19 protein-coding genes and 2 tRNA genes are annotated in these 25,783 nt (G+C 66.0%); 12 read left to right on the top strand and 9 right to left on the bottom strand.

Annotation, left to right across the window (positions count from 1 at the left end; all coding sequences use genetic code 11):
* Positions 1-15: 15 nt before the first annotated feature.
* Together IFT54_RS15390 and IFT54_RS15385 are read right to left on the bottom strand one after the other, a co-directional pair.
* Positions 16-792 carry a thioesterase family protein gene (locus IFT54_RS15390; RefSeq protein ID WP_192071268.1) on the bottom strand — a complete coding sequence of 259 codons (777 nt, stop codon included), beginning with the start codon at positions 790-792 and terminating at the stop codon, positions 16-18.
* Positions 789-2,357, bottom strand: a complete 1,569-nt coding sequence (locus IFT54_RS15385; RefSeq protein WP_192071267.1) for a class I adenylate-forming enzyme family protein — start codon at positions 2,355-2,357, stop codon at positions 789-791. The genes IFT54_RS15390 and IFT54_RS15385 overlap by 4 nt, the downstream gene beginning before the upstream one ends.
* A gap of 77 nt (positions 2,358-2,434) precedes the next feature.
* On the opposite strand from IFT54_RS15385, the gene IFT54_RS15380 reads away from it, so the two are divergent.
* The 3 genes from IFT54_RS15380 (at position 2,435) to IFT54_RS15370 (ending at position 8,313) form a co-directional block, all read left to right on the top strand.
* Positions 2,435-3,049: a glutathione S-transferase family protein gene (locus IFT54_RS15380; RefSeq protein ID WP_192071266.1), complete on the top strand. Its 615-nt coding sequence runs from the start codon at positions 2,435-2,437 to the stop codon at positions 3,047-3,049.
* A 682-nt stretch (positions 3,050-3,731) separates the two neighbouring features.
* Positions 3,732-6,911: a TonB-dependent receptor domain-containing protein gene (locus tag IFT54_RS15375; protein ID WP_192071265.1), complete on the top strand. Its 3,180-nt coding sequence runs from the start codon at positions 3,732-3,734 to the stop codon at positions 6,909-6,911.
* Between the two features lie 133 nt (positions 6,912-7,044).
* Positions 7,045-8,313, top strand: coding sequence for a spinster family MFS transporter (locus IFT54_RS15370; RefSeq protein WP_244649065.1), 1,269 nt, complete (start codon positions 7,045-7,047; stop codon positions 8,311-8,313).
* A gap of 64 nt (positions 8,314-8,377) precedes the next feature.
* On the opposite strand, the gene IFT54_RS15365 is transcribed toward IFT54_RS15370, so the two are convergent.
* Complete coding sequence (locus IFT54_RS15365; RefSeq protein WP_192071263.1) at positions 8,378-9,607, bottom strand: TetR/AcrR family transcriptional regulator; 1,230 nt, start codon at positions 9,605-9,607, stop codon at positions 8,378-8,380.
* Positions 9,608-9,763: 156 nt separating this feature from the next.
* Between IFT54_RS15365 and IFT54_RS15360 the strand changes: the two genes are divergently transcribed.
* From IFT54_RS15360 to IFT54_RS15340, 5 genes are all read left to right on the top strand, one after another.
* Positions 9,764-11,047, top strand: a complete 1,284-nt coding sequence (locus IFT54_RS15360; RefSeq protein ID WP_031394444.1) for an acyl-CoA dehydrogenase family protein — start codon at positions 9,764-9,766, stop codon at positions 11,045-11,047.
* A 123-nt stretch (positions 11,048-11,170) separates the two neighbouring features.
* Entirely contained in the window at positions 11,171-12,253 is a 1,083-nt protein-coding gene (locus IFT54_RS15355) for a Zn-dependent alcohol dehydrogenase (RefSeq protein WP_192071262.1), read from the top strand.
* On the top strand, positions 12,250-13,329 hold the full coding sequence (locus IFT54_RS15350; RefSeq protein WP_192071261.1) for a phosphotransferase family protein: 1,080 nt from the start codon (positions 12,250-12,252) through the stop codon (positions 13,327-13,329). The genes IFT54_RS15355 and IFT54_RS15350 overlap by 4 nt, the downstream gene beginning before the upstream one ends.
* Before the next feature lie 35 nt (positions 13,330-13,364).
* Positions 13,365-14,129: an SDR family NAD(P)-dependent oxidoreductase gene (locus tag IFT54_RS15345; protein WP_192071260.1), complete on the top strand. Its 765-nt coding sequence runs from the start codon at positions 13,365-13,367 to the stop codon at positions 14,127-14,129.
* A 13-nt stretch (positions 14,130-14,142) separates the two neighbouring features.
* Positions 14,143-14,955, top strand: coding sequence for an SDR family NAD(P)-dependent oxidoreductase (locus IFT54_RS15340; protein WP_197984699.1), 813 nt, complete (start codon positions 14,143-14,145; stop codon positions 14,953-14,955).
* A 10-nt stretch (positions 14,956-14,965) separates the two neighbouring features.
* Here IFT54_RS15340 and IFT54_RS15335 read toward each other — a convergent pair whose 3' ends face one another.
* The 6 genes from IFT54_RS15335 to IFT54_RS15310 all read right to left on the bottom strand — a co-directional run bounded on the left by IFT54_RS15335 (position 14,966) and on the right by IFT54_RS15310 (position 22,153).
* Positions 14,966-15,379 carry a BLUF domain-containing protein gene (locus IFT54_RS15335; RefSeq protein WP_192071259.1) on the bottom strand — a complete coding sequence of 138 codons (414 nt, stop codon included), beginning with the start codon at positions 15,377-15,379 and terminating at the stop codon, positions 14,966-14,968.
* A gap of 76 nt (positions 15,380-15,455) precedes the next feature.
* Positions 15,456-16,343 carry an acyl-CoA thioesterase gene (locus IFT54_RS15330; protein WP_192071258.1) on the bottom strand — a complete coding sequence of 296 codons (888 nt, stop codon included), beginning with the start codon at positions 16,341-16,343 and terminating at the stop codon, positions 15,456-15,458.
* A gap of 73 nt (positions 16,344-16,416) precedes the next feature.
* Positions 16,417-17,544, bottom strand: coding sequence for an acyl-CoA dehydrogenase family protein (locus IFT54_RS15325; RefSeq protein ID WP_192071257.1), 1,128 nt, complete (start codon positions 17,542-17,544; stop codon positions 16,417-16,419).
* Between the two features lie 90 nt (positions 17,545-17,634).
* Positions 17,635-18,816 (bottom strand): acyl-CoA dehydrogenase family protein, encoded by a 1,182-nt coding sequence (locus IFT54_RS15320; RefSeq protein ID WP_192071256.1) that lies wholly within the window; start codon positions 18,814-18,816, stop codon positions 17,635-17,637.
* Positions 18,817-18,862: 46 nt separating this feature from the next.
* Positions 18,863-20,893 (bottom strand): 3-hydroxyacyl-CoA dehydrogenase NAD-binding domain-containing protein, encoded by a 2,031-nt coding sequence (locus IFT54_RS15315; protein ID WP_192071255.1) that lies wholly within the window; start codon positions 20,891-20,893, stop codon positions 18,863-18,865.
* Positions 20,894-20,923: 30 nt separating this feature from the next.
* Positions 20,924-22,153 (bottom strand): serine hydrolase domain-containing protein, encoded by a 1,230-nt coding sequence (locus IFT54_RS15310; protein ID WP_192071254.1) that lies wholly within the window; start codon positions 22,151-22,153, stop codon positions 20,924-20,926.
* Positions 22,154-22,340: 187 nt separating this feature from the next.
* Here IFT54_RS15310 and IFT54_RS15305 point away from each other — a divergent pair, with 187 nt between their 5' ends.
* From IFT54_RS15305 to IFT54_RS15290, 4 genes are all read left to right on the top strand, one after another.
* Positions 22,341-24,050: a class I adenylate-forming enzyme family protein gene (locus IFT54_RS15305; protein WP_192071301.1), complete on the top strand. Its 1,710-nt coding sequence runs from the start codon at positions 22,341-22,343 to the stop codon at positions 24,048-24,050.
* Positions 24,051-24,293: 243 nt separating this feature from the next.
* The gene (locus IFT54_RS15300) at positions 24,294-25,442 is read left to right on the top strand and encodes an AI-2E family transporter (RefSeq protein ID WP_081874318.1); all 1,149 of its coding nucleotides are present in this window, start codon (positions 24,294-24,296) and stop codon (positions 25,440-25,442) included.
* Positions 25,443-25,497: 55 nt separating this feature from the next.
* Positions 25,498-25,574 (top strand) — tRNA-Asp (locus tag IFT54_RS15295).
* 89 nt (positions 25,575-25,663) lie between these two features.
* Positions 25,664-25,740 (top strand) — tRNA-Asp (locus tag IFT54_RS15290).
* Positions 25,741-25,783 lie beyond the last annotated feature (43 nt).

Genomic DNA, 25,783 nt, shown 5'->3' with positions numbered 1-25,783 from the left:
GACCTGACGCCGCAATCAGGCGAAGATCGCGACGCTCTGCATCTGTTCGGCGATCGGCAGGCCCTGCGCGTTCCAGATCGCCATCGACTGGCTCGAACTGCCGTCGCGGACATAGTCGGTCGTCGCGCGCAGCAGCCACCAGCCGTCGTGCGTCACCGGTTGCGGGCCGAGAATGTTGAGCAGCCAGGTCATCGAGCTGAGCGGCGCAGGCCCGCCGAGCAGCTTGAGCGCAGAGGGTGGCAGGCAGTCGGCGACTGCGATCAGTTCGACCATCTGATCGAGCCCGTCGCGATCCGCCAGCCGGACCCAGCGCAGCCATTCGGCGGGGCCGACGCTGTCGTCGCGGCGGTCGAGCAGATCGAAATTACGGGAGAAGGCGACCGCGCTGTGGCCGCGATAAGTCGCGGTGTCTGCGTCGGGTACCGCGAAGGCGGGCGCGGTGCCGGTGTGATGGTCGACGCGCGAGGCGATCGGCCCCATGAAGACGAAGGTCGCGCGCAGCCCGAGCCCCGCCGCGCTTTCGACGTCCGCCTGGACGAACGCGGCATTGCGGCCGCGCCGCAACCGCGTCGCGCGGATCGTTATGTCGCCCGAGAGCGGGCCAATGAACGCGACCTGCGCCGAGCGGAGCGGTGGCAGGTTGGTGTCCGACATTTGCGCCGCATGTAGTGCAAGCGCGGCCGAGAACCCGCCATAGGCGGTGCGCCCCTGCAGCCAATTGTCCGGCACGGTCCCGCGCCAGCCGCCCTCGATCGGCTGCAGCGCCTCGATCGCCTGTCGCAGACTGGTCATGCCGCCGTCCCCGTCAGGGAATCGCGCAGCTCGCGTTTGAGCACCTTGCCGATCGCGCTGCGGGGGAGTTCGCTGGTCGAATGAATGCCCGACAGGCGCTGGGTCTTGCCGAGCTGCGCGTTGGTCCATGCCAGGATATCCGCCGGGTTAGCCTCGGGCGAGCGAGGGACGATGACCGCGACCGGAGTCTCGCCCCACGCCTCGGACGGCATGCCGATGACCGCGCAATCGGCGACGTCGGGATGTGTGGCAAGTACAGCCTCGAGATCGGACGGGTAGATGTTGAACCCGCCCGAGATGATCAGGTCCTTCTTGCGGTCCATCAGGATAAGGAAGCCGTCCTCGTCGAACCGCCCGACATCACCGTGGCGGATATAGCGGTTACCCTCGGCGTCATACCATTCGACGTCGCGCGTCGCAGCGCTGCGGCCGTGATAGCCGTTCATCATCGCGGGCGAGCGGCCGACGACCTCGCCCATTTCGCCCGGCGGCACCTCGACGCCGTCGTCGTCGATCAGGCGGATCTCGTGCCCCGGCATCGGCTGACCCACGCTATGCAGCTTGGTCAGATGCGCGGTCGCGTTGAGCGCGCAGCTCGCCCCGCCTTCGGTCATGCCGTAGAACTCGACGAGCAGCCCCGGCCAGCGTGCGACCACGTCGGCCTTCAGCGCGGCGGAGAAGGGCGCGCTGGTGCTCGTCTTAAAGCGGAACGCCGAGAGGTCGAATGCGTCGAAATCGGGGAGCGCCATGATCCGCTGATACTGGACCGGAACGAGCATCGTGTGCGTTGCGCGGTATCGCTCGGCGAGCGTCAGATAGCCGCGCGCGTCGAACTTGCCCATCAGCACGACGCTGCCGCCCCAGCCGAGCGTCGGCAGGACACTGACGAGCGTGGTGTTCGAATAGAGCGGCGTCGCGATTATCGTGACTGCGGTGTCGAACCCTGCGGCGCTGTTGCGCGCGATGTGTGCCCAGCGCATCGCATGGCTCTGGACGATCCCCTTGGGCGTGCCGGTCGTGCCCGACGAGTAGATGATGTTGAACGCATCGCCAGGCGCGATCGCCACGGGCGTGGGGCGTGCGCCATCGGGCGCGAGCCAGCGCTCCAACAGCTCGGCGTCGCCGGACGGCCCCTGGGGCGGCAGGTAGGCATCCGACATCAGTATGGTCCGCGCGGTGATGCGTTCGTCCGCCAGAGCCTGCGCCATGGGCTCGTCCAGCACGACGATCGGCGCGCCGCTGTCCGCGATCATCGCCGCGATCGCCGAGGGGGTTGCCGACGGCGCAATCGGGGTCGCGACACAGCCGGCCCGTACCGCGCCAAGGAAAACAGAAAGATAGCTGGTTGACGGCGCGGCGACGATCGCGATCGCCTGTCCCGCGGCGATGCCGTCGCGTTGCAGCGCGGCCGCGACGCGGTCCATCGTCCGGTCGAGCGTCGCATAGTCGATACTGCCCTGCGAATCTGCGATGGCGGTCGATGATCCGCGTTCGCGGGCATGTGCGCGGATCAGATTCGGCAGGGTCGCGAAGCCGGTAGCGAGCAAATCGGAGGCGATCGTCATATCCGCGTGGCTAGGCGAAGTGTGCGGCGAATGCCATACGCGATATTCGAAAAGACGACTCGCGAAAGGATCAGCCGATGTTGTTCTACGACAGTGCCTCGCCGGCGCCCAACCCGCGCCGCGTCCGGATCTTCCTCGCCGAAAAGCAGGTGCGCATCCCGATGGTGCAGGTGTCGATACCCAAGGCGGAGCACAAGGCGGCGCCGTTCCTCGCGGTGAATCCCTACGGCCAGACGCCTGCGCTGGCGTTCGACGATGGTCGCGTGCTGACCGAGAGCGTCGCGATCTGTCGATATTTCGAGGCGCTGCATCCGGACCCGCCGCTGTTCGGGCACGGGGCGCACAATATCGCCGAGGTGGACATGTGGACGCGGCGGGTCGAATTGCGGCTGATGACGCCGCTGTCGCTGGTGTGGCAGCATACGCATCCCTGGACGGCGCGGATCGTGAAGCCGCAATATACCGAATTCGGCGAAACCCAGCGGCCGCGTGTCCGGTCGGCCATGGCCGAGTTCGACGCTGCGCTGGCGGGCATCGAATGGCTCGACGGGGTGCGCTATACCATTGCCGACATCGTCCTGCTGACGACGATCGACTTCGCCGGGTTCGTCGGCATTCCCATCCCGGACGAGCTGACACATCTCAGGGCTTGGCACGACCGTGCGTCAGGCCGCCCGAGCGCACAGGCCTAGCGCCGCTGGCGTCCCGGGTCTTGACCCCGGCCTCGTGCTCCGGACCGGCCGGACGTGGTGGGAGTGCTCTCAGGCCGGCATCCCCGACTTTAGTCCGGCATCCGCGACGGCGCCCGAACTTCCCTTTGCATCCCCCGGCGAATCATGCCAATAGCTGCCCATACCTGATGTTCAGTTTCGGAAAGAGACGGACTTAGGGTGGTTGAGCCTCGCAGCACTCTCGCAGTGCTCGGTATCGACAGGCAGGCAGTCCAACAGGTCGCCGCCTTGACGAGTTTGGAGAGGGGATAAGGCGGAAGGACGGCAAGGCCGTACCTTCCGCCGTCCTTCCTGAAACCCCAGCATCAGCGAGCATTGTGCGACCCGGCCTGACGCCGCATGCGCTGTTCCGTTTTGCGTCATTTCTGGCGTCACCTGACTTCGGCGCTTGAAGGCCGGCGGCGGCTGGTATCCTTAGGGTCGGACCGCTGCGGTAAAGGCCCTCTCCCCGGGGCCACATTATCGCAAGATCGAAAAATGGTTCTGGCCGATCCGGAACTGGCGAAAGCCGTCTACATCACAGTATTGGCGGGGATTAGTAGCAATATGCTACGATTTTCCCGCTTGACGCGTAAGGCGTAGAAGAATCTATTCGATGATGCGGTACGGGCCAAAGTGCTTCGGCCGAACAGGGGAGAGTGATGTGGCCAAGCAGCGCTATTTCGTCGCGTCCGCGTTTTTCGTCATTGCATGGGCCCTTGCCGTTCCGGCGGCAGCGCAGATCGGGGGTGATCCACAACCATTGGGAACGACGGGAGCAGGGCAGGTTACAGCGAACCCCGCGCAGTCTGCCGCCGCCCAGTCAGAGAATGCCGACATCATCGTCACCGGCTCGCTGATCCGCGGGTCGTCCGAGGATGCCGCCGCACCCGTCGACGTGATTTCGGGTGACGAACTCGCGAAGCAGGGCGCGCCGACCGCGGTCGAACTGCTCAAGAACCTGCCGACTTCGAACGGCGTAACCGGCGACGCGAACCAGTTCGACAGCCGCAGCCAAGGCAATGAGGGCGTCGCGTCGGTCAATCTGCGCGGGCTGGGGCCGCAACGTACGCTGGTGCTGCTCAACGGCAAGCGGCTGGTGCCGGTCGGCGGCGGTATTCCGATCGTCGACATCAACCTGATCCCGTCGGCCGCGATCGGTCGTGTCGAGGTGCTCAAGGACGGCGCCGCCGCCACCTATGGCTCGGACGCGATCGCGGGCGTGGTCAATTTCATCACACGGACCGACCAGCAGGGTTTCCTGGTGTCGGGCGACTACCGTTATATCGACGGGTCGAAGGGCGATTACGGCACGGCCATGAGCTATGGCCACAGCGGCAACGGCGTGCGGATGCTGGCGTCGTTCGGCTATCAGCACCGGTCGGAGCTCCGAACGACCGATCGGGACTTCACCATTCAGCCATATGCCAACAATCCCCAGGGCGGCTGGACCGGCGGCGGCAATCCCGGCAACCTCGATTTCAACGCAACCGTTCCGTTCCTCGACCCGGTCAGCGGGCGTCTGTTCACCGGCTATGGCGCGAACGGTGTGTCGAACGGGGTGAATTTCGTTCGCGATCTGGGGTGTGAATCGCTCGGCGGATTCCGCAGCGTCGCGGGCTCGACGACACCGACGCCGACCGCAGTCGGGACGATCGCGGTGCCGACTGATCGATGCTTCAACAATTACGGCCAGTTCGGCAATCTCGTCGAGCCGGAGGACCGGTATCAGGCCTATGCCGAGGTCGCGATCGACCTCACCAGTTCGCTGCAGTTCACCGCGACCGCGCTCTATGGAGCGACCTCGACGCGGATCACGACGTCGCCGACCTATCTGCCGACGCTGCCGCCATCGGCGAATGCGGCGGGCGGCGGCGCGGGTTTCTTCCAGGTGCCGACCTATGCGCCGGCACTGCGCGACTATTGCCAGGTCTATGGTGCGGCGGCGGGCTGCCTGACCGCGAACGGCACGCCGCTCGCACCCGCGCTCGCCTTCCCCGTGCTCTTCCGTCCGGCACTGCTCGGTGGCAATCCGGTCATGCGGGGCGGGGACAATGACCGCGGATCGGCATTTTCCAAGCGCCAGTCGGAGGAAATGCGTTTTACCGCGGACCTGTCGTGGGAGGTCACCGACCGGATCAACTTGACCGCGAGCGGGACCTATTCGCAATATGTCCGTGAGAATGAGGGGACCGACACGTTCGGTGACCTGCTGCAGAACGCGATTGCGGGCTTTGGCGGCCCCAATTGCGCCTATGCGACCACCGCGTCGCGCGCCGGGCTGACCGCTGCGCAGATCGCTTCGCTTGCCGGAACGAACGGCTGCACCTTCTTCAACCCGTTCTCGACCGCGGTGGCGGCGAACCCGGTCACGGGCCAGGTGAACCCTAATTACGCCGGGTCGCGAAGCACCAACGGGCTCAGCACCGCGCCCGGTGCGGGGCTGGTCAACGACATTGCGACGGTCGACAATTTCTTCCGGACGACGCGCACCGTCTACAACACGCAATTGTTCGTCGGCGACCTCGTGCTCGGTGGGCGGACCGGGCTGCGACTGCCCGGTGGCGATGTCGGCTTTGCGATCGGCGGCCAGTATCGGCGCAATTATTATGCCGTGAACTATAATGCCGACAGCAACCTCGCGGTAAATCCCTGCCCGGGGACACCGCTCAATCCGCGTGCGACCTGTACGCCGCAGACGGGTGCGCTGGGCTTCCTCGGCACCAACCGGAACGCGTCCTCGGTGGGCGACGTGAAGGCGCTGTTCGCCGAGCTGCAGCTGCCGATCCTCGAGGCGATCAACGCCCAGCTGTCCGCGCGGTACGAGGATTATGGCGGCAATGTCGGATCGACCTTCAATCCGCAGGGACGGTTGCGAATCCAGGTGGCGCCGTGGCTGGCGCTGCGCGGCGGGGCCGGGACGACGTTCCGTGGACCGCCCGCGCAGCAGCTCGAAGGCAATCTGACCGCGCTGCAGATCATCGGCACCTCGTTCCGCGCGGTCGACATCAACGGCAATCCAGATCTCGAGCCTGAAAAGGCGACGACCTATAGCGGGGGCGTGATCCTCGACGCGGGCGGGTTCAATGCGAGCGTCGACTATTTCCGGTACGACCTGAAGGGGCCGATCGAGCAGGAGCCGACACAGGGCATCGTCAACGCATTGTTCGGTGCGAGCGGCGCGGCGAATTGCGGCAATGCCGCTTTTGCCGCGCTCCAGCAGCGCTTCACCTTCACCGGTGCGGGCTGCGGCGTCGGCAACGTCCAGCGGTTGCGCACCGTCTATGTCAACAGCGCCAATGTCACGACCTCCGGTCTCGACGTCCAGGCAAGCTTCCGCGGAGAGCTCGGGCTGGCGACCGTCACGGTGGGCGCGACCGGCACCTATGTCATCGACTACAAGACCAAGGACGTGACGGTGGAGGGGATCGTCGTGCAGCCCGCATTCGACGGTGTCGGCCTGCTCAACTACCAGACGACGGCCTACCCGGTGCCCGAGATCAAGGGCAACTGGTATGTGCAGGGTGATTACGACGTCGCCAGCCTGCGCGTGCAGTTCAACTATATCGATGGCTATACCGATCAGCGCGGCGCGGCGATCTTCGGGCCGAACTTCGGTGCGCTGGCCGGTGGATCGGTGACGGGCGGCAAGGAGATCGGCGCGTTCAAGACGATGGACGCCACGCTGAGGATCGCGTTGCCGACCGGATCGACGGTGTCGCTGTCCGCGCTCAACATCTTCGATCGCGCGCCGCCTTTCGCGCGGCTGGACCAGAATTACGATCCGTTCACCGCCTCGCCGCTCGGGTTCACCGCAAAACTCGGTTTGTCGCAAAAATTCTGATTGCTCTCGGCGCTGGCCTTGCTTTCAACGATTGGGTACGGTCCCAACAAGGTCGCAAGGCCAGCAACGATACGAGAGGATGACCATGGCGACAGCGTTGAAGACGCATTCCGACATCGCCGATTCCCTGGCCATGAAGCGCCGCGGCCTGACGCTCACCCTGCTCACGCTCACCTATTTCTTCAGCTATATGGATCGGCAGATCCTCGCGATCCTGCTCGAACGCATCAAGGCGGACCTGGTGCTGACCGACACGCAGCTCGGGTTGCTTTCGGGACTCGTGTTCGCGATCTTCTACGCCACGCTCGGCATCCCGGTCGCGCGACTGGCCGACCGGACGAGCCGCCGCAACATCATCGCGGTGAGCCTGACGATCTGGAGCGCGATGACCGCGATGTGCGGTCTGGCGCAAAACTTCACGCAACTCATGCTGTTCCGCATCGGCGTCGGGATTGGCGAGGCCGGGTCGAGCCCGCCCAGCCATTCGATCATCGCCGATCTCTATCCCCCCGAAAAGCGCGCGGGCGCGATGGCAGTCTATTCGCTCGGCGTGGTGCTGGGGGCGGGATTCGGGACGCTGATCGGTGGCGTCGTCGCGCACAGCTATGGCTGGCGGGTGGCGATGATGACCGTCGGACTGCCCGGTATCGCGCTGGCGGTGCTCGTCCGGCTGTTCATGGTCGAGCCGCGTCGCGGCCTGTCCGACGCCGGCCCGGTCGCCGCGCCAGCGCCGATGCCGAGCGTCGCGCAGGGTTTTGCCTCGATGTGGGCGAGCGCGCCCGCGCGGCATCTCGTCGTCGGCGTGACCCTGACCTCGATGATCGGGTACGCGCTGACGGGGTGGGGGCCGAGCTTCATGCAGCGTTCGCTCGGCATCTCGATGCTCGACGTGTCGCGCTACATCGCGCTGCCGGGTGCCCTGTTCGGGGCAATCTCGGCGCTTGCCGGCGGCAAGATCGCCGATGTGCTCGCCAAGCGCCACGGCCTTCACGTGCAGAGCTGGGTCGTGCTCGTCATGAAGGGGCTGTCGCTGCCCTTCGCGCTGGCCTTCTACCTGATCGACGTGCCGGCAATCGCGATCGGCAGCTATTTCGTCTACCTGATCTTCGCCAATTCGTACCTGGGGCCGAGCTTCGCGCTGATCCAGCATCTCGCGCCGCTGAAGACCCGTGCGATGTGGGCGGCGATCACGTTGCTGGTCATCAACCTGGTCGGCCTCGGCCTCGGTCCGACGATGGTCGGGTGGCTGAGCGACCTGCTAAAACCGACCTTTGGCGAGGAATCACTACGCTATGCGTTGGTGATCATCGTGATGATGACGCCCTGGGCGCTCTATCATTATTGGCGTGCGGGCGTGCTGCTCAAGCGCGCCGAGGATCAGGCCGTGCTCGCGGCGGCCTGAGACGTCGGGGGCGGGGAGCGACGCGGCAGTCAGCCTGTGCCGGTCCCCGCCGCCCCTCTGCCGCTCAATCGTCGAACAGGCCGTACATCAGCGTCGAGGCATACATTGCAACGGCGCGCTCGCGCGGCATGGTAGACGCCCATTTGCGCATGTCGAAGGCGGCATTCTGGACCGCCATCAGCGCCTGCGCGGCGATCAGCGCATCGACCGCGCGGATCGAGCCCTCGCCGATCCCGTCCATCATCATTCCCGCATAGCGCCGCGCGATCCCGTTCGACCGCTCGACCATCGCGTCGCGGACGCTTGGCGGCAGGCCGCTGAGCGCGGTCGTGCGGAGCAGCGGACCCCGCTCGGCGAACTGGACGTCGAGCAGCGTCGCGACCGTGCTCGACAGCTTGTGCCAATAGCTGCCGCCCTCGGCCTCACCGCGGCCCTGCGCATCGGCGATCGTATCGAAGCTGCGGCGATAGCAGGCGATGACCAGATCGTCCTTGGCATCGAGATGGTGGTAGAAGCTGCCCTTGGTGACGTTCAGTTCGGACGCGATCTTCTGCACCGATGCGCCGCGATAGCCGAGTTCGTTGATCAGCCGCGTCGCCGCCAGCAGGAACGCCTCGCGCCCCGGCTCGGCATCGTCATGGCTGAGATCGAGCAGCGTCGGCGCCCAGCGCGCACCCGGCCCGGCGATGCCGTGCGCGAACACATCCATCAACCGCGCCTCGACACGGGCATATTGGTCAGGCTCGTAGCGCGTCAGCCAGATCGGCAACCAGAAGGTATTTTCGAGCAGGACGTGCGCGCGCGCGCTCTGAATGTCGGTCTGTGCGCGGCCGGTCGACGGGCCCCAGAGGAGGCGGGTGCGGCGGAACACTTCGCGCCAGCCGTTCATCAGCCGGCTGCGGATCGGGTCTTCGGTGGCGCGCAGATCGGAGAGGACCGCGAACGCCTTTTCCTCGCCGCGCTGGATCCGGCCGAGCCGCGCCATGTTGAGCGCGAGATAGCGGGCGACGCGCGCCTGCGGGGTCGCCTCGACCATCGCCTCGTCGAGCATCCGCAGCAGATAATCGAGCGTGTTCTCGAACGCGGCGGCGGCAAGGTCTTCCTTGCGCTTGAAGTAATAGGTAACGCTCGTCGTGTTGAGCCCGACCCGCCGCGCAACGTCCGCGAAGGTCATGCCCTTGGCACTTTGTTCGTTGATCGCCTCTGCGGCTGCGGCGAGGATGGCGTCACGCTTGGCACGGAAGCGCTTCGTGCCCTGTTCGCCGTCTTCGATCGCCTCTGCCGGAACCTTCATCAAAATACCCTAACAGCTTCGATTTGAAGTTACAGTGCTTTTTAGGCGCTTTCGTGGCCGAGTGGAAAACCGGCTTTCGGCACGCTCCCGGATGCTTTACCGAATACGCGGTATGGTCTAATCGACCGCCAGACCGTGGACCGATGGAGAGCCCGCATGGATTTCAGCTTCAGCGACCGAGAGACCTATTTCCGAGATCGCGTGCGCGACTTCATCGACCAGAATATCCGCCCGCGTCAGGCCGATTACGACGCGCAGGCCCACCATGGCGAGCGCTGGAAGGTGATTCCGGTGATCGAGGAGATGAAGGAAAAGGCCAAGGCCGCAGGGCTGTGGAATTTCTTCATGCCCCCCCATTCCGGGCAGACTCACGTCGATGACAGCTTCGTGTTCGAGGGGACGCAGCTGACCAATCTTGAATATGCGTTATGCGCCGAGGAGATGGGCAAGGTCAGCTGGGCGAGCGAATGTTTCAACTGCTCGGCGCCCGATACAGGCAATATGGAGGTATTCCATCGCTATGGAACCCGCGAGCAGAAGGAGGCGTGGCTCGGCCCGCTGATGCGCGGTGAGGTCCGGTCCGCCTTTTTGATGACCGAGCCTGCGGTGGCGTCGTCGGATGCGACCAATATCGAGACGTCGATGGTCCGCGACGGCGATCATTATGTGATCAACGGGACGAAATGGTGGTCGTCGGGTGTCGGCGATCCGCGCTGCAAGATCGCGATCGTCATGGGCAAGACGAGCTTCGAGGGATCGCGGCACCAACAGCAGAGCCAGATCCTGGTGCCGATGGACACGCCCGGCGTGACGATCAAGCGGATGCTGTCCGTCTATGGCTATGATCACGCGCCGCACGGGCATGGCGAGGTCGTGCTCGAGAATGTCCGCGTGCCGGTCGAGAACGTGCTGCTGGGCGAAGGACGCGGGTTCGAGATTGCGCAGGGGCGGCTCGGGCCGGGCCGCATCCACCATTGCATGCGGACGATCGGCGTCGCGGAGACCGCGATCGAGGCGATGGCGAAGCGGCTGCTGAGCCGTGTCGCGTTCGGCAAGCGGATCGCCGACTTCTCGGTCTGGGAGGAGCGGATCGCGACCGCGCGGATCGATATCGAGATGACGCGGCTGCTGTGCCTGAAGGCCGCGGACATGATGGACAAGGCCGGCAACAAATCCGCACAGATCGAGATTTCGATGATCAAGGTAGCCGCGCCGAACATGGCGCTGAGGATCCTCGACGATGCGATCCAGGCGCATGGCGGCGGCGGCGTGTCGGACGATTTCCGGCTCGCGCACGACTGGGCGGCAATGCGGACGCTGCGCTTCGCCGATGGTCCCGACGAGGTCCACAACCGGTCGATCGCACGCAACGAGTTCGGCAAATACGGGGACTTTCGTAAAGGCGGCGTGTCGAGCGGGGATGTCGGCGTGAGCCGCTGACCCTGTCCCGTTCGTCCTGAGCGCAGTCGAAGGACATGCCCCGAACGAGCCAGTCCTTCGACTTCGCTCAGGACGAACGGCATTTCTGATTGCGCGCCCGCCAAATCTGGAGCCAGACCACCCATGAAAGCCGCAGTCCTTTTTGAAGCCAATACGCCGCTCAGCATAGAGGACGTCATCGTCTCGAAGCCGGGTCCGCGCGAGGTGTTGATCCGTACCGTCGCGGTCGGGGTGTGTCGCTCCGACCTGCACTTCGTCGACGGCGCCTATCCGCATGCGATGCCGACCATTCCGGGGCACGAGGCGTGCGGCGTCGTCGAGGCGGTCGGTGACGAGGTCGCCATGGTCAAGGTTGGCGACCATGTCGTCACCTGCCTCTCGGCGTTTTGCGGCCACTGCGAATTCTGCGTGACCGGCCGCATGGCGCTCTGCGTCGACAGTTCGGTGCGGCGTCCAAAGGGTGCGCCGCCGCGGCTGATGCTGGGTGACCGGCCGATCGCGCAGATGCTGAACCTGAGCGCCTATGCCGAGATGATGCTGGTGCACGAACATGCCTGCGTCGCGATCGACCGCGACATGCCGATGGACCGTGCGGCGCTGCTCGGCTGCGCGATCACGACCGGGGCAGGCGCGGTGTTCAACACGACTGACGTGACGCCGGGCGAGACGGTGTGCGTCGTCGGGTGCGGCGGTATTGGTCTGGCGGCGGTGAATGCCGCGAAGATCGCGGGTGCGGGCAAGATCATCGCGCTCGATCCGGTGCCGGAGAAGCGCGCGATGGCGGAGAAGCTTGGCGCCACGCACAGCTTCGACGCGCTGTCCGAGACCGCCGCGGACGAGGTTGTCGCGCTGACGAAGGGCGGCGTCCACCATGCGATCGAGGCGGTCGGCCGGACGCAGTCGGCGGCGACCGCGGTCAAGGTGCTGCGGCGCGGCGGGACCGCGACGATCCTGGGGATGATGCCGCTGGGCGAGAAGGTAGGGCTGTCGGCGATGGACCTGTTGTCGGGCAAGCGCTTGCAGGGCGGATTCATGGGGTCGAACCGGTTCCCGGTCGACATCCCGCGGCTCGTCGACTTCTACATGCGCGGGCTGCTCGATCTCGACACGATCATCGCGGACCGGATGCCGCTCGAACGGATCAACGATGCATTCGACGAACTGCGTCGCGGCGACACGACGCGCAGCGTGATCACCTTTTCATGAGCGGCGACGCAGCCAGCACGATGGTCGGTACGATCCCGGTCGGCGAGCGGGACCGGCTCGATCTCGACCGGTTGACGGCATGGATGACGGAGGCTGTCGAAGGCTTTGCCGGGCCGCTGCGCTACGCCAAGTTCGCCGGCGGCCAGTCGAATCCGACCTATCGGCTCGACACGCCGGCGCGTGCCTATGTCCTGCGCCGCAAGCCGTTCGGGCCGATCCTGCCCTCGGCGCATGCGGTCGAGCGCGAATATGCGGTGATCGCCGGGCTTCATCCGACGGGTTTCCCGGTGCCGCGACCGTACGGGCTTTGCGAGGATCCCGACGTCATCGGCGCGCCATTCTATGTGATGGAAATGGTCGAAGGCCGGACGATCTGGGACGGCGCGATGCCGGGTGCGACGCCTGCCGAGCGCCGCGCGCATTATGACGCGATGATCGACGCGCTCGCCGCGCTTCACAACACCGATTACGCGGCGGCGGGGCTCGCATCCTATGGCAAGCCCGGCAATTATTTCGAGCGGCAGGTGGGGCGCTGGACCAAGCAATATCGCGCGGCGGAGACCGAGCGGATGGAGTCGGTCGAGCGGCTGATCGATTGGCTGCCACGGACCTTGCCCGATCAGACGCGGACGTCGATCGTCCACGGCGACTATCGCATCGACAACATGATCTTCGCCCATGCGACGGACGGTGCGGGCGCGAAGGTCATCGCGGTGCTCGACTGGGAATTGTCGACGCTCGGCGATCCGCTCGCCGATTTTTCCTACATGCTGATGAGCTGGGTGACCGAACCCGAAGGCCGGTCGGGGGTGCTCGGCCTGACCGGTCCGGAGACCGGCATTCCGACGATCGAGCAGGTCGTCGCGCGCTATTGCGCCGCGACCGGGCGGGACGGCGTTCCCGATCTCAACTGGTATTTCGCCTATAACCTCTTCCGGCTCACGGGGATCGTCCAGGGGATCAAGAAGCGGATCATCGACGGCACCGCGTCGAGCGCGCAGGCCGAGGCGACGGTCGCCAAGGTCCATGCGCTGGCGGATGCGGCGTGGGGGTTTGCGGTGAAGGCGGGCGCGTGACGCATGTCCCGCAGGCAGAAGGGGAGAGGCAGGGCATGACGCAGTTCGACCTGAGCGGGAAGGTCGCGATCATCACCGGATCGTCGCGCGGGATCGGCAAGGCGAGCGCTTTCGAGCTGGCGGCACATGGCGCGAGGGTGGTGATCTCCAGCCGGAAACAGGAGGCGTGCGATGCCGTCGCGGCGGAGATCAACGCGCGCTACGGCGAGGGCCGCGCGATCGCGGTCGCGGCGAACATCGCCGACAAGGCGGCGCTCCAGCATCTCGTCGACACGACCCGCAGCGCGTTCGGCCGCATCGACGTGCTAGTCTGCAACGCCGCCTCCAACCCCTATTACGGACCCCAGGCGGGGATCGGCGACGACCAGTTCCGCAAGATCCTCGACAACAATATCGTCTCCAACCACTGGCTGATCCAGATGGTCGCCCCCGGCATGACGGAGCAGCGCGACGGCAGCATCATCATCATCTCCTCGATCGGCGGGCTTCGCGGATCGCCGGTCATCGGCGCCTATTGCATCAGCAAGGCCGCCGACATGCAACTGGCACGCAATCTCGCGGTCGAGTTCGGCCCGTCGGGCGTCCGCGTGAACTGTATCGCGCCAGGCCTGATCCGCACCGATTTCGCGCGCGTGCTGTGGGAGGATCCCGAGCGGATCGCGGCTGCGAACACCCGCGTGCCGCTGCGACGCATCGGTGAACCCGAGGAAATCGCGGGCGCGGTGGTGTTTCTCGCCGCATCCGCGAGTCGTTTCATGACCGGGCAGACGCTGGTCATCGACGGCGGCGTCACGATCTGAAGGGGAGGGCATCATGCGGTTCGAGAACAGGTCGATCATCGTCACCGGCGCAGGATCCGGCATCGGCCGCGCGGCGGCATTGCTGTTCGCGGCGGAGGGCGGGCATGTCGTCGTCGCGGACCGTACCGAGGGTGCGGACGAAACCGCGCATCTGATCAGCCAGGCCGGCGGCATCACCACCCCGATCCGCGTCGACGCGGGGGAGGAGGAGGACGTGATCCGCATGGTCGCACTCGCCTGTAATACACATGGCGGGCTCGACGTGCTGTTCGCCAATGCCGGCATCTCGGGCGGCATGGCCAATCTCTTCGACACCGACGTCGCGCTGATCACCGAAGTGCTGCGGGTCAATCTGATCGGTCCGTTCCTCGCCATCAAGCACGCGGCACCACGGATCGTCGCGCGCGCGGCCGAGACGGGCAGGGGCGGCGCGATCGTGCTGACCGCGAGTGTCGCCGGGTTACGGTCGGGCGCAGGGTCGCCGGCCTATTCCGCGTCCAAGGCGGGAGTGATCAACCTCGCGGCGGTGTCGGCGCAGCAGCTGTCGGGTGCGAACGTCCGGGTCAATGCGATCTGCCCAGGGCTGACCGAGACGGGGATGACCAAGCCGGTGTTCGACTATGCGCGCGAGGCCAACAAGATGGACCGCGTCGGCCGTCTCAACCCGCTCCACCGCGGCGCGCAGCCCGAGGAGCTTGCCCGGGTCGCGGTGTTCCTCGCCTCCGATGACGCAAGCTACGTCAATGGTCAGGCGATCGTGGTCGATGGCGGATTGTCGTCGAGCCATCCGGTGACGCGGCAGGGTTATGGCAAGACCGCAGCCTGATGCGGTCCGCTCAGGCGGCTGAGAGATGGAGGTCGGCGAAACCGGTGAAATAGCCGCGTAGCGTCGGATCCTCGATCGGTGCGATCAGCGCCGCGATCGTGGCGGCGGGCGACGTCGCGCCACCGCCAGGCGCCGCGCCGCTGGCAAATCCCATCGACCAGCTGCCGAAGCTGCGCTCGGTGATCGTCTGTTTCGCGAGCTGCACCATCGCGAAATGCCGGTCGTCGCGCTGGATGCGATCGAAAGTGCGCGATACGGCGAGATCATCGCCCTCGAGCACCTGGAGAAACCTGTTGCCACCAGCGATGAGCAGACCGGTCACGCCCGCGGCGGCATTGTTGCGACGCGAGACCCGCAGGATCTCGTCGATGACCGGCTGCGTCATACGGCCGCGCGACGTGCTGATATAGAGAAGGCGTTGCATGCCGATGATCCCGGAGAATGATCGCGCGGGACTAATCGGAATTTACGAAGACCGGGTTAACCCCCGTAAACCAAGGTTATTTTCGCATCCGGATCAGCCCCTCCTGCGCGACGCTCGCGACGAGCCGTCCGTCGCGGGAGAAGATCTTGCCGCGGTTGAAGCCGCGCGCATGGCCCGACCAGGGGGCATCGCAGGCATAGAGCAGCCAGTCGTCCGCGCGGAAATCCTCGTGCAGCCAGAGCGAATGATCGAGGCTGGCGGTCTGCAGACCCGGCGTGATCCAGTTGATCCCGTGCGGCAGCAGCGCGGTTCCGAGCAACGCCATGTCCGAGGCATAGGACAGGACCGCGCGGTGCATCGCCGGGTCATCGCCGATCGGCGCCACGATCCGAAACCAGTTGGCATGGTTCGGCGCCTGCGCGGGCGGATCGATCCAGCTGCGCGGGTTGACCGGGCGGACCTCGATCGGGCGCCAGCGCAGCATGTGCGCGCGGAATTTTTCGGGAATGCCGTCGATATTCTCCAGCCGCAGGTCACGATCGGAACGCAGCTCCTCGGGCGGGGCGACGTCGGGCATCGCGTCTTGGTGATGGAGGCCGTCCTCGGGGGTCTGGAACGATGCCGCCATGTTGAGGATCGGCTGGCCCTTCTGCATCGCAATGACGCGACGCGTGGCAAAGCTGCGGCCCTCGAAATCGCGGACGACGCGGTAGACGATCGGGTAATCCTCGTTGCCCGGCCGCATGAAATAGGCGTGGAGCGAATGCGCGGCCTTGGGCGCCTCGGTCGAGCGCTGCGCGGCCTGGAGTGCCTGCGCGATCACCTGTCCACCGAACACGCGGCCGACGCCGCCGGGCTGGCGCTTGCCGACATAGAGGTCGGTGTCGACCTCGTCGATCTCGAGCAAGTCGACGAGGCCCTGGGCGAGGGCTTGGGGTGTTACTTCGGCAGTTTCGTCAGGCATTTGACCTCCTTGGTCTCCCGCGACGGCGGGAGCCCAGTCTGGGCCCCCGCCTTCGCGGGGGTACAAGTTCGGGTCAATAGCCCGCGGCGATGGCCAGCCTGTCGGCATGGAAGTTAGCGTCACCGAACAGTTCGGCCAGCACGCGCGCGCGCTTCATGTAGAAACCGATGTCATATTCGTCGGTCATGCCGATGCCACCGTGCATCTGCACGCTTTCCTGCACGCTGAGCGTCGTCGCGAGCGCGGTCATCGCCTTGGCGACGGAGACGGCCTCGTCGGCCTTGTCATGGCCCAGATCGAGCAACTGCTGGGCCTTGAGCACCGCGGCGCGCGCGACCTCCATCTCCGAATAGAGATGCGCCGCGCGGTGCTGGAGCGCCTGGAAGCTGCCGATCAGCGTGCCGAACTGTTTGCGCTGCTTCATATAGCCGATTGTCATGTCCATCGCGCCGCCGCCGACGCCGAGCAGCTCGGCGGACGCGCCGGTGCGACCCGCGCGGAGAAGGCGGTCGAGCGGGGCGCGGCCGGCATCGACTTCGCCGATCACGGCGTCCGCATCCACCTCCACGCCGTCGAAGTCGAGGCGCGCGGCGAGGCTCGCATCGGCGAGGCGTTCGGCGTTCGCACTCAGCCCGGCGGCGTCCTTCGGGACCGCGAACAGCGTGATGCCGTCGGCATCGTCCGCGCTGCCAGCGGTGCGCGCGGCGACGATGATCAGCTTGGCGGTGTGGCCATGCGCGACGAAGCGCTTGGCGCCGGTCAGCCTGAAGCCGTTGCCCGCGCGTTCGGCGGTCATCGCGATCGTGTCGCGGTGCTTGGCAGCCTCGTCGATGGCGAGTGCGGCGACGGTCTCGCCGGCGATGATGCCGGGGAACCAGCGTTCGGCCTGGCCGGTGCCCTTGAGCGCCTCGACCGCGGTGACGGCGGTGGTCAGGAACGGGGAGGGCGACAGGTTGCGACCGATCTGTTCGAGCACGACGCCCGCCTCGACATGGCCAAGGCCGAGTCCGCCCTGGTCCTCGCCGATCAGGATGCCGGTGAAGCCCATCTCGGCAAACTGCTTCCACAGGTCGCGCGAAAAACCGGTGGCGTCATCGGCGTCGCGAAGCGCGCGCATGTGGCTGACGGGGGCGTGTTCGGCGACGAAGTCGCGGATCGTGTCTTGAAGGACGGTCTGGTCGTCATCGAGATAGAGTGGCATTTCTGTTCCCCCGCGAAGGCGGGGGCCCAGGAGCCCCGCGCGCAGCGTTCGTGATTCTGGGCTCCCGCTTTCGCGGGAGAACGGTAGAGCTCAGGCCGGCAGTTCGAGGATCCGCTTGGCGATGATGTTGAGCTGGATCTCGCTCGTCCCGCCCTCGATCGAGTTCGCCTTGGTGCGCAGCCACGAGCGCGGGATCGCACCGCCGCGCGAGCGGTCGCTGTCCCATTCGAGCGCGTCCGAGCCGCCCGCCGCCATCATCAGCTCGTAGCGCGACTTGTTCAGCTCGGTGCCGTAATATTTCATCATACTCGGCTGCGCGGGGTGGGCCTTGCCTGCCTTGAGTTCGTCGATGAAGCGTTCGGACATCGCCCCGAACGCCTTGGCGCGCACCTCGAACAACGCGATCGACGCGCGGAGCAGCGGGTCGGCGAGGCGGCCGTCATGGCCGAGCCCGACGGTGGCGATCGCGCCGTCGATCAGCGGGTTGCCGCCCGACGAGGCGAGCCCCATGCCCGAGATCATCTCGCGTTCGTGACCGAGCAGATATTTGGCGACGTCCCAGCCCTTGTTCTCCTCGTACACGCGGTTGACCTTGGGAACCTCGACATTGTCGAAGAAGGTCTCGCAGAACGGCGAATTGCCGCTGATCAGCAGGATCGGCTTGGTCGAGACGCCGGGGGTGGCCATGTCGAACAGCACGAAGCTGATCCCGCCCTGTTTCGAGGTCTTGTCGGTGCGAACGAGGCAGAAGATCCAGTCGGCCTTGTCGGCGTAGCTGGTCCAGACCTTCTGGCCGTTGACGAGATAATGGTCGCCCTTGTCCTCGGCCGAGGTGGCAAGCCCGGCGAGATCGGAGCCCGCATTGGGTTCCGAATAGCCCTGGCACCAGCGGATCTCGCCGCGCGCGATCTTGGTCAGGTGATCGAGCTTCTGCTCCTCGGTGCCATATTTGAGCAGCGCGGGTCCGAGCATCGAGATGCCGAAGCTGTTGAGCGGGTTGCGCGCCTTGATCGCTGCCATTTCCTCGCGGAGGATCTTGGCCTCGGCGGGCGACAGGCCGCCGCCACCATAGGCCTTGGGCCAGTCGGGGACGGTCCATCCCCTGGCGGCCATCCGGTCGAGCCAGTCCTTTTGCGCGGGCGAGGACGGGGTGAACTGGCGACCGCCCCAGCAGACATCGTCCTCCGAGCGGACGGGCTTGCGCATCTCGGGCGGGCAGTTTTCCGCGAGCCAGGCGCGGGTTTCGGTGCGGAAGGTGTCGAGGTCGGTCATCGTGTCTTCCTTTCTCCCTCTCCCCCGAGGGGAGAGGGCGTAGAATTTACTTGATCTTTCCACCGCTCGCGGCGGCGTCCTTGAGCGACTTGGCAACCGGGAAGCCGTATTTTTCGAGCCCGGCGACGACCTTTGGCAAGCCTTCCGACTGCGCCCAGAACATCGGGCCGCCGCGATAGACCGGCCAGCCGTAACCGTAGATCCACACCACATCGACGTCGGACGCACGCTGCGCCTTGCCCTCTTCGAGGATCAGCGCGCCTTCGTTGACCATCGTGTAGAGCGTGCGCGCGACGATCTCCTCGTCGCTGATCTCGCGCGGGGTGACGCCCGACTTGGCGCGGAAATCGTCGATGATCTCGGCGACGCGGGGGGAGTTGGACGGCGTGCGCTTCTCGTCATAGTCGTAGAAGCCCGCCTTGGTCTTCTGGCCCCAGCGGTTTTCTGCCGCCAGCGCGTCGCGGATATTTTCGATCCGGCTCGGGTCGCGGTGCCAGCCGATGTCGACGCCGGCGAGGTCGCTCATCTGGAACGGGCCCATCGGCATGCCGAACGCGACATGGACGCGGTCGATCTGCTCGGGGCTCGCACCTTCGAGCAGCAGCTTGGTCGCCTCGACCTGGCGCGGCATCAGCATGCGATTGCCGATGAAGCCATAAGTGACGCCCGCGACCACCGCGACCTTCCTGATCTTCTTGGCGAGCGCCATGACCGTCGCGAGCACGTCGTCCGCGGTCTTGTCGCCACGGACCACCTCAAGCAGTTTCATGACGTTGGCGGGTGAGAAGAAGTGCATGCCCACGACGTCCTCGGGCCGCTTGGTGCACGCCGCGATCTCGTCGATGTTCAGATAGGAGGTGTTCGAGGCGAGGATCGCGCCGGGCTTGGCGATTGCGTCTAGCTTGGTGAAGATGTCCTTCTTCACCTCCATCGTCTCGTACACCGCCTCGATGATCAGGTCGCATTCGGCGAGGTCGGCGAAATCGAGCGTGGGTTTCAGCGCGCCCATCGCCTGTTCGACCTGTTCGGGCTTCATCCGGCCCTTGGCGGCGGTCGCCTCGTAATTCTTGCGGACGACGCCGGTGCCGCGGTCGAGCGCCTCCTGCTGCATCTCGACGATCGTGACGGGGATGCCGGCGGACAGGAAGTTCATCGCGATGCCACCGCCCATCGTGCCCGCGCCGATCACGCCGACGCGTTTGATCTCGCGCAGCTTGGTGTCGGCGGGGACGTCGTCGATCTTGGCGGCCTGGCGCTCGGCGAAGAAGATGTGGCGCTGCGCGGCGGACTGGACGCCCATCATAAGCGCCATGAACTGCTCGCGTTCGAACGCGACGCCATCGGCGAAGCTCGACCCGTCGGAGGCCTTCTCGACGCAGGCGATGTTGGCGGCGGGGGCGTCGAAGTTGCGGAAGCGGCGGGCGTTCTCCTTCTTGAATGCGGCGACCGCGTCGGGATCGGCCTGCGCGGTCTTCTCGGACGCGCGGGGCAGGGGGCGCTTGGCCGCGACCTCCCGCGCGAAGGCGATCGCGTCGGCTTCCAGGCTGTCCTCGCCAACGATCTTGTCGATCAGACCGGCGTCGAGCGCCGTCTTCGCGGAGATCGGATCGCCCTTGGCGGTCATCTCGAGCGCGAGCTTGACGCCGGCGATGCGCGGGATGCGCTGCGTGCCACCTGCGCCGGGGAGGAGGCCGAGCTTGACCTCGGGCGTGCCGATCTTCGCGGAGGGAACGGCGACGCGGTAATGGCAGCCGAGCGTGACCTCGCAGCCGCCGCCCAGCGCGGTGCCGTGGATCGCGGCGACGACGGGCTTCGACGAGGCCTCGATCATGTCGACGACGGTCGGCAGGCCGGGCTCGACCATAGGCTTGCCGAATTCGGTGATGTCGGCGCCCGCAAAGAACGTGCGGCCTTCGCAGCGGATCACCATCGCGGCGATGCTCGCGTCGGCGACGCCTTCCTTGATCGCGGCCTCGAGCCCCTGGCGGACTGCCGCGCCGAGCGCGTTGACCGGCGGGTTGTTCGAGATGATGACGAGGACGTCGTCATGGCGTTCGGTGCGGATCGGGGTGGTCATTATTCTCTCCTGGTGACGGCCGCTGACGGATCAGGTCATGGCGGCGTAGATCATCGTCTTGAGCTTGCGGCGGATGGGGTAGAGGCTGCTGGGCGAGACCTGGGTCATGAAGACCATCGACAGGCGCTCGACCGGATCGATGAAGAAGGCGGTCGAGAACATCCCGCCCCAGTAATATTCGCCCTTCGACCCCGGCATCATCGACCGTACCGGGTCGATCGTCACCGCAAAGCCGAGACCGAAACCGGTGCCGGCATTGGTCGCCTCGCTGAACATCGACCGGGACATCGTCGTCAGATCGGCGCCGCCGGGCAGATGGTTCTGCGTCATGAGTTCGAGCGTCTTGCGGCCGAGGATCCGCGCACCGTCGAGTTCGCCGCCGTTGAGGCACATCTGGCAGAAGCGCTGATAGTCGAGCGCGGTCGAGACAAGCCCGCCACCGCCCGACAATAGCGTCGGCGGACGGCTCCACGCGCTCTTCTCGCCGCGGTCGAGCATCGTGCGCCCCTTGCCCGGCGCGACCGTGTAGCAATCGGTCAGGCGATCCGTCTTGTCGGCAGGAACCTGGAATCCCGTGTCGTCCATCTTCAGCGGCACGAAGATTCGCGTCGTGAAGAAGGTGTCGAGCGTGACGCCCGACACGCGCTCGACGACGGCACCCAGCACGTCGGTTGCCACCGAATAATTCCACGCGGTCCCCGGCGAGAATTCGAGCGGCAGCGCGCCCAGCGCGGCGACGAACCCGTCGAGATCGAGATTGCCGTGCCAGTTCTCGATCTTGCCTTCGCGATAGGCGGCGTCGACGTTCGAGCGATTCTGGAAGCCGTAGGTCAGACCCGAGGTGTGGCGAAGCAGGTCGATCATCCGCATCGGCTCGGCGGTCGGTTTCACCGCAAAGGGGACCCCCGCACCGCCGCCGTTATAGACGCCGATCCCCTTGAACGCGGGCAGGACGTGATGGACCGGCGTGTCGAGTGCGACGAGGCCCTGTTCGACCAGCATCATGAACGCGACCGAGGTGATCGGTTTGGTCATCGACGCGATCCGGAACAGCGAGGTCTCGTCGATCGGCGCGCCGCCTTCGCGGGCGAGGCCCTGATGCGAGAAATGCACGGTTTCGCCGTCGCGCGCGATCAGCAGCTGCGCATTGGGGAGCTTGCCGGTGACGATATAGCGGTCTTTCAATAGCCTATCGATCGCGGCGAGCCGTGCCGGATCGAAGCCATGCCGTTCAGCCGCCCCAGCGAACGCGGCGGTCATCGCCAGCTTCCCCGCATGCACCATACCCCCGGTTCGAACATGGGCACTCCTATTGCCTTGAGTGGCGTGCAAATCAACTCTAAACGTGCATCTGGTTGGCGGATAAGCCAAACCCGAAATTCATATTTGGAGTAGGCTGGCCTTGGCTCATGAACCAATCATCGCCCTGGACCCCAACTGGCCGGTCATGTCGATGGCGGAAACCGAACGGCGTCTGACCGCGCCGGGCGGCAAGTTCGAGATGGAGACCGTGACGATCGGCGGGGTCGCGACGCGGGTGTGGAAGAATGCGCCGCCGTCGCTGCGTTACCTGATCGAGGCCGCGCGCGGTCATGGCGAGCGGGTCTTCACCATCTATGAAGACGAGCGTGTGACCTATGAAGCGACGTGGCGCGCGGTGACGACGCTGGCGGCGCATCTGCGGGCGCTCGGCATCGGGCCGGGCGACCGCGTCGCGCTGGCGATGCGCAACCTGCCCGAATGGCCGGTCGCGTTCTTCGCAGCGACGGCGATCGGGGCGGTGATGGTGCCGTTGAACGCGTGGTGGACGGGGGCGGAGATGGCCTATGGTCTCGCCGACTCGGGTGCCCGGGTCCTGATCACCGACGATGAACGCCATCACCGGCTCGAGGATATCTACGCGACGATCCCGTCGCTGGAGCAGGTGCTGGTCAGCCGCGCGGTCGCGCCGCTGACGGGTATCGCAGCGCCGCTGGAGGGCGTGATCGGGACGTCCTCGCACTGGGCGGCGCTGCCCGATCAGCCGCTGCCCGACGCGGTGATCGCGCCCGACGACGATGCGACAATCTTCTATACCAGCGGCACGACCGGTGCCCCCAAGGGGGCGCTGGGGACGCATCGCAACATGATGTCGAACATCCTGACCGGTGGCTATTCGGGCGCGCGTTCGGCCCTGCGGCGCGGCGAGATGCCGCCCGAGCCGACCCCGCGCGTGACGCTGACGGTCATCCCGCTCTTCCACGTCACCGCCTGCTCGGCGGGCATGATGGGCGTGATCGCGACGGGGAGCACGATGATCTTCATGCGCAAGTGGGACACCGTCCGCGCGATGGAGATCATCGAACGCGAAAAAGTGAACGTGACCGGCGGCGTGCCGACGATCGCGTGGCAGCTGATCGAGCATCCCGACCGCGGCAACTATGATCTCTCGTCGCTCGAATCGATCGCCTATGGCGGCGCGCCGTCTGCCCCCGAGCTGGTCAGGCGCATCCATAGCGAGCTCGGCGCGCTGCCCGGCAATGGCTGGGGCATGACCGAGACGATGGCGACAGTCACGCATCACGGCGCGGAGGATTATCTCAACCGACCGAGCAGCGCGGGGCCACCCGCGCCGGTCGTTGACCTGAAGATCGTCGCGGAGGACGGCGTCACCGAGCTTCCGATCGGCGAGGTCGGCGAGCTATGGGCGCGCGGGCCGATGATCGTGAAGGGCTATTGGAACAAGCCGGAGGCGACCGCGACGACGTTCATCGACGGCTGGGTGCGGACGGGCGATCTCGCGCGGCTCGACGAGGAGGGGTTTTGCTACATCGTCGACCGAGCCAAGGACATGATCATCCGGGGCGGCGAGAACATCTATTCGTCGGAGGTCGAGAATGTCCTCTACGCGTATCCCGCGGTCACCGACTGCGCGCTGATCGGACTGCCGCACCGCACGCTGGGCGAGGAGCCGGTCGCGGTCGTCCACCTCGCCCCCGGTGCGCAGGCGAGCGAGGCGGAGCTGCAGGCCTGGGTGCGCGAACGGCTCGCGGCCTTCAAGACGCCCGTCGCCATCCGCTTCGTGCCCGAGACCTTGCCCCGCAACGCGAACGGCAAGATCCTGAAAAAGGACCTGCAATCGCTTTTTGCGGATCGGATCCCGGCCACGGCATCATAGTTTAGGGCGATTCGTTCTGCATCGCGCGGGCGGACCGTCAACACCGCTTGAATGCCGCCCCGATTGTGACAAGGGGAAGGGCAAGCGAGGGGTAACGGCATGGCGAACGACGATTATACGGCCCAGGCGGGTACGGCGGACGTCCATGAGGGAGGGCCGCCGCCCGCTAGGGGCGGGGCAACCACGGAAACCAGCGCGGAAGGGGTGTTCGAACCCCCGATCGGCGTTGGTGTCGAGGATGCGATGCGGATCGCGCAGCGACGCGATCGCCTGCTCGCCGCGCTGACGCTGACCGCCGGAATTGGGCTGGTCATCGCATTGCCGTTCGCGTTGAAGGCAGGGGCGGAGTTCTTCCTGCCGCTGACGACCGCGCTGGTGATCGCCGTCGCACTGATTCCGGTGCTCGAATGGCTCGAACGGCGGGGCGTGCCGTCGCCGATCGCGGCGCTCGCGTGCATTCTGGTGTTCCTGGTCGCGGCCAATGTCGCGATCGCCGCGATCCTCGTGCCGGCAACCGACTTTTTTCGGCTGCTGCCGACACGGCTCGATCGGATCCAGAGCAATCTGGCGCCGCTGCTCGATCTTTATTCGAGCCTCGAGAAATATGTGAACAAGACGCTGCGGCAGGTCGCGTCGACGCCGATCAAGCAGCCTGCAACCGCGGGCGTCGCGGCACCGAGTTCGATCCTCGAATTCGCCGCGACATCCGCGCCGGCGGTCATCGTCCAGCTGCTGTTCGGGATCCTGATCGTGTTCTTCTTCCTGTCCGGCTGGACGGGCATGCGACGGCAGACGATCACGGGCCGCACGAGCTTCGACGGGGCGATGGCGACCGCCCGCGTGATTCAGGACGTGGTCGACGATGTCTCGGCCTATCTCGGCACGATCACCGTCATCAATGTCCTGCTCGGGATCGTGACCGGCACCGCCTTGTGGGCGATCGGCATGCCCTATCCGGCGATGTGGGGCGGGATCGTCGCCCTGCTGAACTACATCCCCTATTTCGGACCCGTGATCGGCGCGTTCCTGCTCGGGCTGGGCGGGTTGATGACCTTTTCGGATATCTGGATGGCGCTGCTTCCCCCGGCATTGATGTACGGGCTGCATCTCGTCGAGGCGAACGCGATCACGCCGTTCATCGTCGGCCACCGGCTGACGATCAGCCCGCTGCTGATCCTGATCTCTCTGAGCTTCTGGGGCTGGGTCTGGGGCACGCTCGGCGCGTTGCTGGCGGTGCCGCTGCTGATCATCATTCAGACCGTGCTGGGCGCAGCGGGGAAGCCCGATATCGCGGGGTTCCTGTTCGAGCATGGCACGCTGGTGCAGCAGAAAAGCGGGCGGAATCGGCGCCGGGGGGACGCGTCCGACGACCAACGTGAAACAGGCGGCTGAATGGGGGTTGACGCTATCCCAACCCTCGCCTAGTTGCCGCCTCCACGCTGTTTCAGCGGGTGTAGCTCAGTTGGTTAGAGCGCCGGCCTGTCACGCCGGAGGTCGCGGGTTCGAGTCCCGTCACTCGCGCCATCGTTCGTCGATGGTGTGAAATAGTGTCTACGACGGTGACGACTGCCAGACCGGTTTGCGGGTGCTGTGCAGAGGTCGTCATTGGGAATGCGGGTGTAGCTCAGTTGGTTAGAGCGCCGGCCTGTCACGCCGGAGGTCGCGGGTTCGAGTCCCGTCACTCGCGCCACCCTAAGGGGTGGCCGAGCTCCCCTTTAAAATATTAGCCGCCG

This window comes from Sphingomonas sp. CFBP 13714 (assembly GCF_014842205.1).
Classification (GTDB): domain Bacteria; phylum Pseudomonadota; class Alphaproteobacteria; order Sphingomonadales; family Sphingomonadaceae; genus Sphingomonas; species Sphingomonas aerolata.
Note: the sequence above shows the minus strand (reverse complement) of the source record. Positions and strands in the feature narration are given on the sequence as shown.

What these genes read in the sequence shown, in the direction of transcription:
- IFT54_RS15390 (WP_192071268.1), bottom strand. Translation starts at nt 792, where the DNA reads ATGACCAGTCTGCGACAGGCGATCGAGGCGCTGCAGCCGATCGAGGGC.
- IFT54_RS15385 (WP_192071267.1), bottom strand. Translation starts at nt 2,357, where the DNA reads ATGACGATCGCCTCCGATTTGCTCGCTACCGGCTTCGCGACCCTGCCG.
- IFT54_RS15380 (WP_192071266.1), top strand. Translation starts at nt 2,435, where the DNA reads ATGTTGTTCTACGACAGTGCCTCGCCGGCGCCCAACCCGCGCCGCGTC.
- IFT54_RS15370 (WP_244649065.1), top strand. Translation starts at nt 7,045, where the DNA reads ATGAAGCGCCGCGGCCTGACGCTCACCCTGCTCACGCTCACCTATTTC.
- IFT54_RS15365 (WP_192071263.1), bottom strand. Translation starts at nt 9,607, where the DNA reads ATGAAGGTTCCGGCAGAGGCGATCGAAGACGGCGAACAGGGCACGAAG.
- IFT54_RS15360 (WP_031394444.1), top strand. Translation starts at nt 9,764, where the DNA reads ATGGATTTCAGCTTCAGCGACCGAGAGACCTATTTCCGAGATCGCGTG.
- IFT54_RS15355 (WP_192071262.1), top strand. Translation starts at nt 11,171, where the DNA reads ATGAAAGCCGCAGTCCTTTTTGAAGCCAATACGCCGCTCAGCATAGAG.
- IFT54_RS15350 (WP_192071261.1), top strand. Translation starts at nt 12,250, where the DNA reads ATGAGCGGCGACGCAGCCAGCACGATGGTCGGTACGATCCCGGTCGGC.
- IFT54_RS15345 (WP_192071260.1), top strand. Translation starts at nt 13,365, where the DNA reads ATGACGCAGTTCGACCTGAGCGGGAAGGTCGCGATCATCACCGGATCG.
- IFT54_RS15340 (WP_197984699.1), top strand. Translation starts at nt 14,143, where the DNA reads ATGCGGTTCGAGAACAGGTCGATCATCGTCACCGGCGCAGGATCCGGC.
- IFT54_RS15335 (WP_192071259.1), bottom strand. Translation starts at nt 15,379, where the DNA reads ATGCAACGCCTTCTCTATATCAGCACGTCGCGCGGCCGTATGACGCAG.
- IFT54_RS15330 (WP_192071258.1), bottom strand. Translation starts at nt 16,343, where the DNA reads ATGCCTGACGAAACTGCCGAAGTAACACCCCAAGCCCTCGCCCAGGGC.
- IFT54_RS15325 (WP_192071257.1), bottom strand. Translation starts at nt 17,544, where the DNA reads ATGCCACTCTATCTCGATGACGACCAGACCGTCCTTCAAGACACGATC.
- IFT54_RS15320 (WP_192071256.1), bottom strand. Translation starts at nt 18,816, where the DNA reads ATGACCGACCTCGACACCTTCCGCACCGAAACCCGCGCCTGGCTCGCG.
- IFT54_RS15315 (WP_192071255.1), bottom strand. Translation starts at nt 20,893, where the DNA reads ATGACCACCCCGATCCGCACCGAACGCCATGACGACGTCCTCGTCATC.
- IFT54_RS15310 (WP_192071254.1), bottom strand. Translation starts at nt 22,153, where the DNA reads ATGACCGCCGCGTTCGCTGGGGCGGCTGAACGGCATGGCTTCGATCCG.
- IFT54_RS15305 (WP_192071301.1), top strand. Translation starts at nt 22,341, where the DNA reads ATGTCGATGGCGGAAACCGAACGGCGTCTGACCGCGCCGGGCGGCAAG.
- IFT54_RS15300 (WP_081874318.1), top strand. Translation starts at nt 24,294, where the DNA reads ATGCGGATCGCGCAGCGACGCGATCGCCTGCTCGCCGCGCTGACGCTG.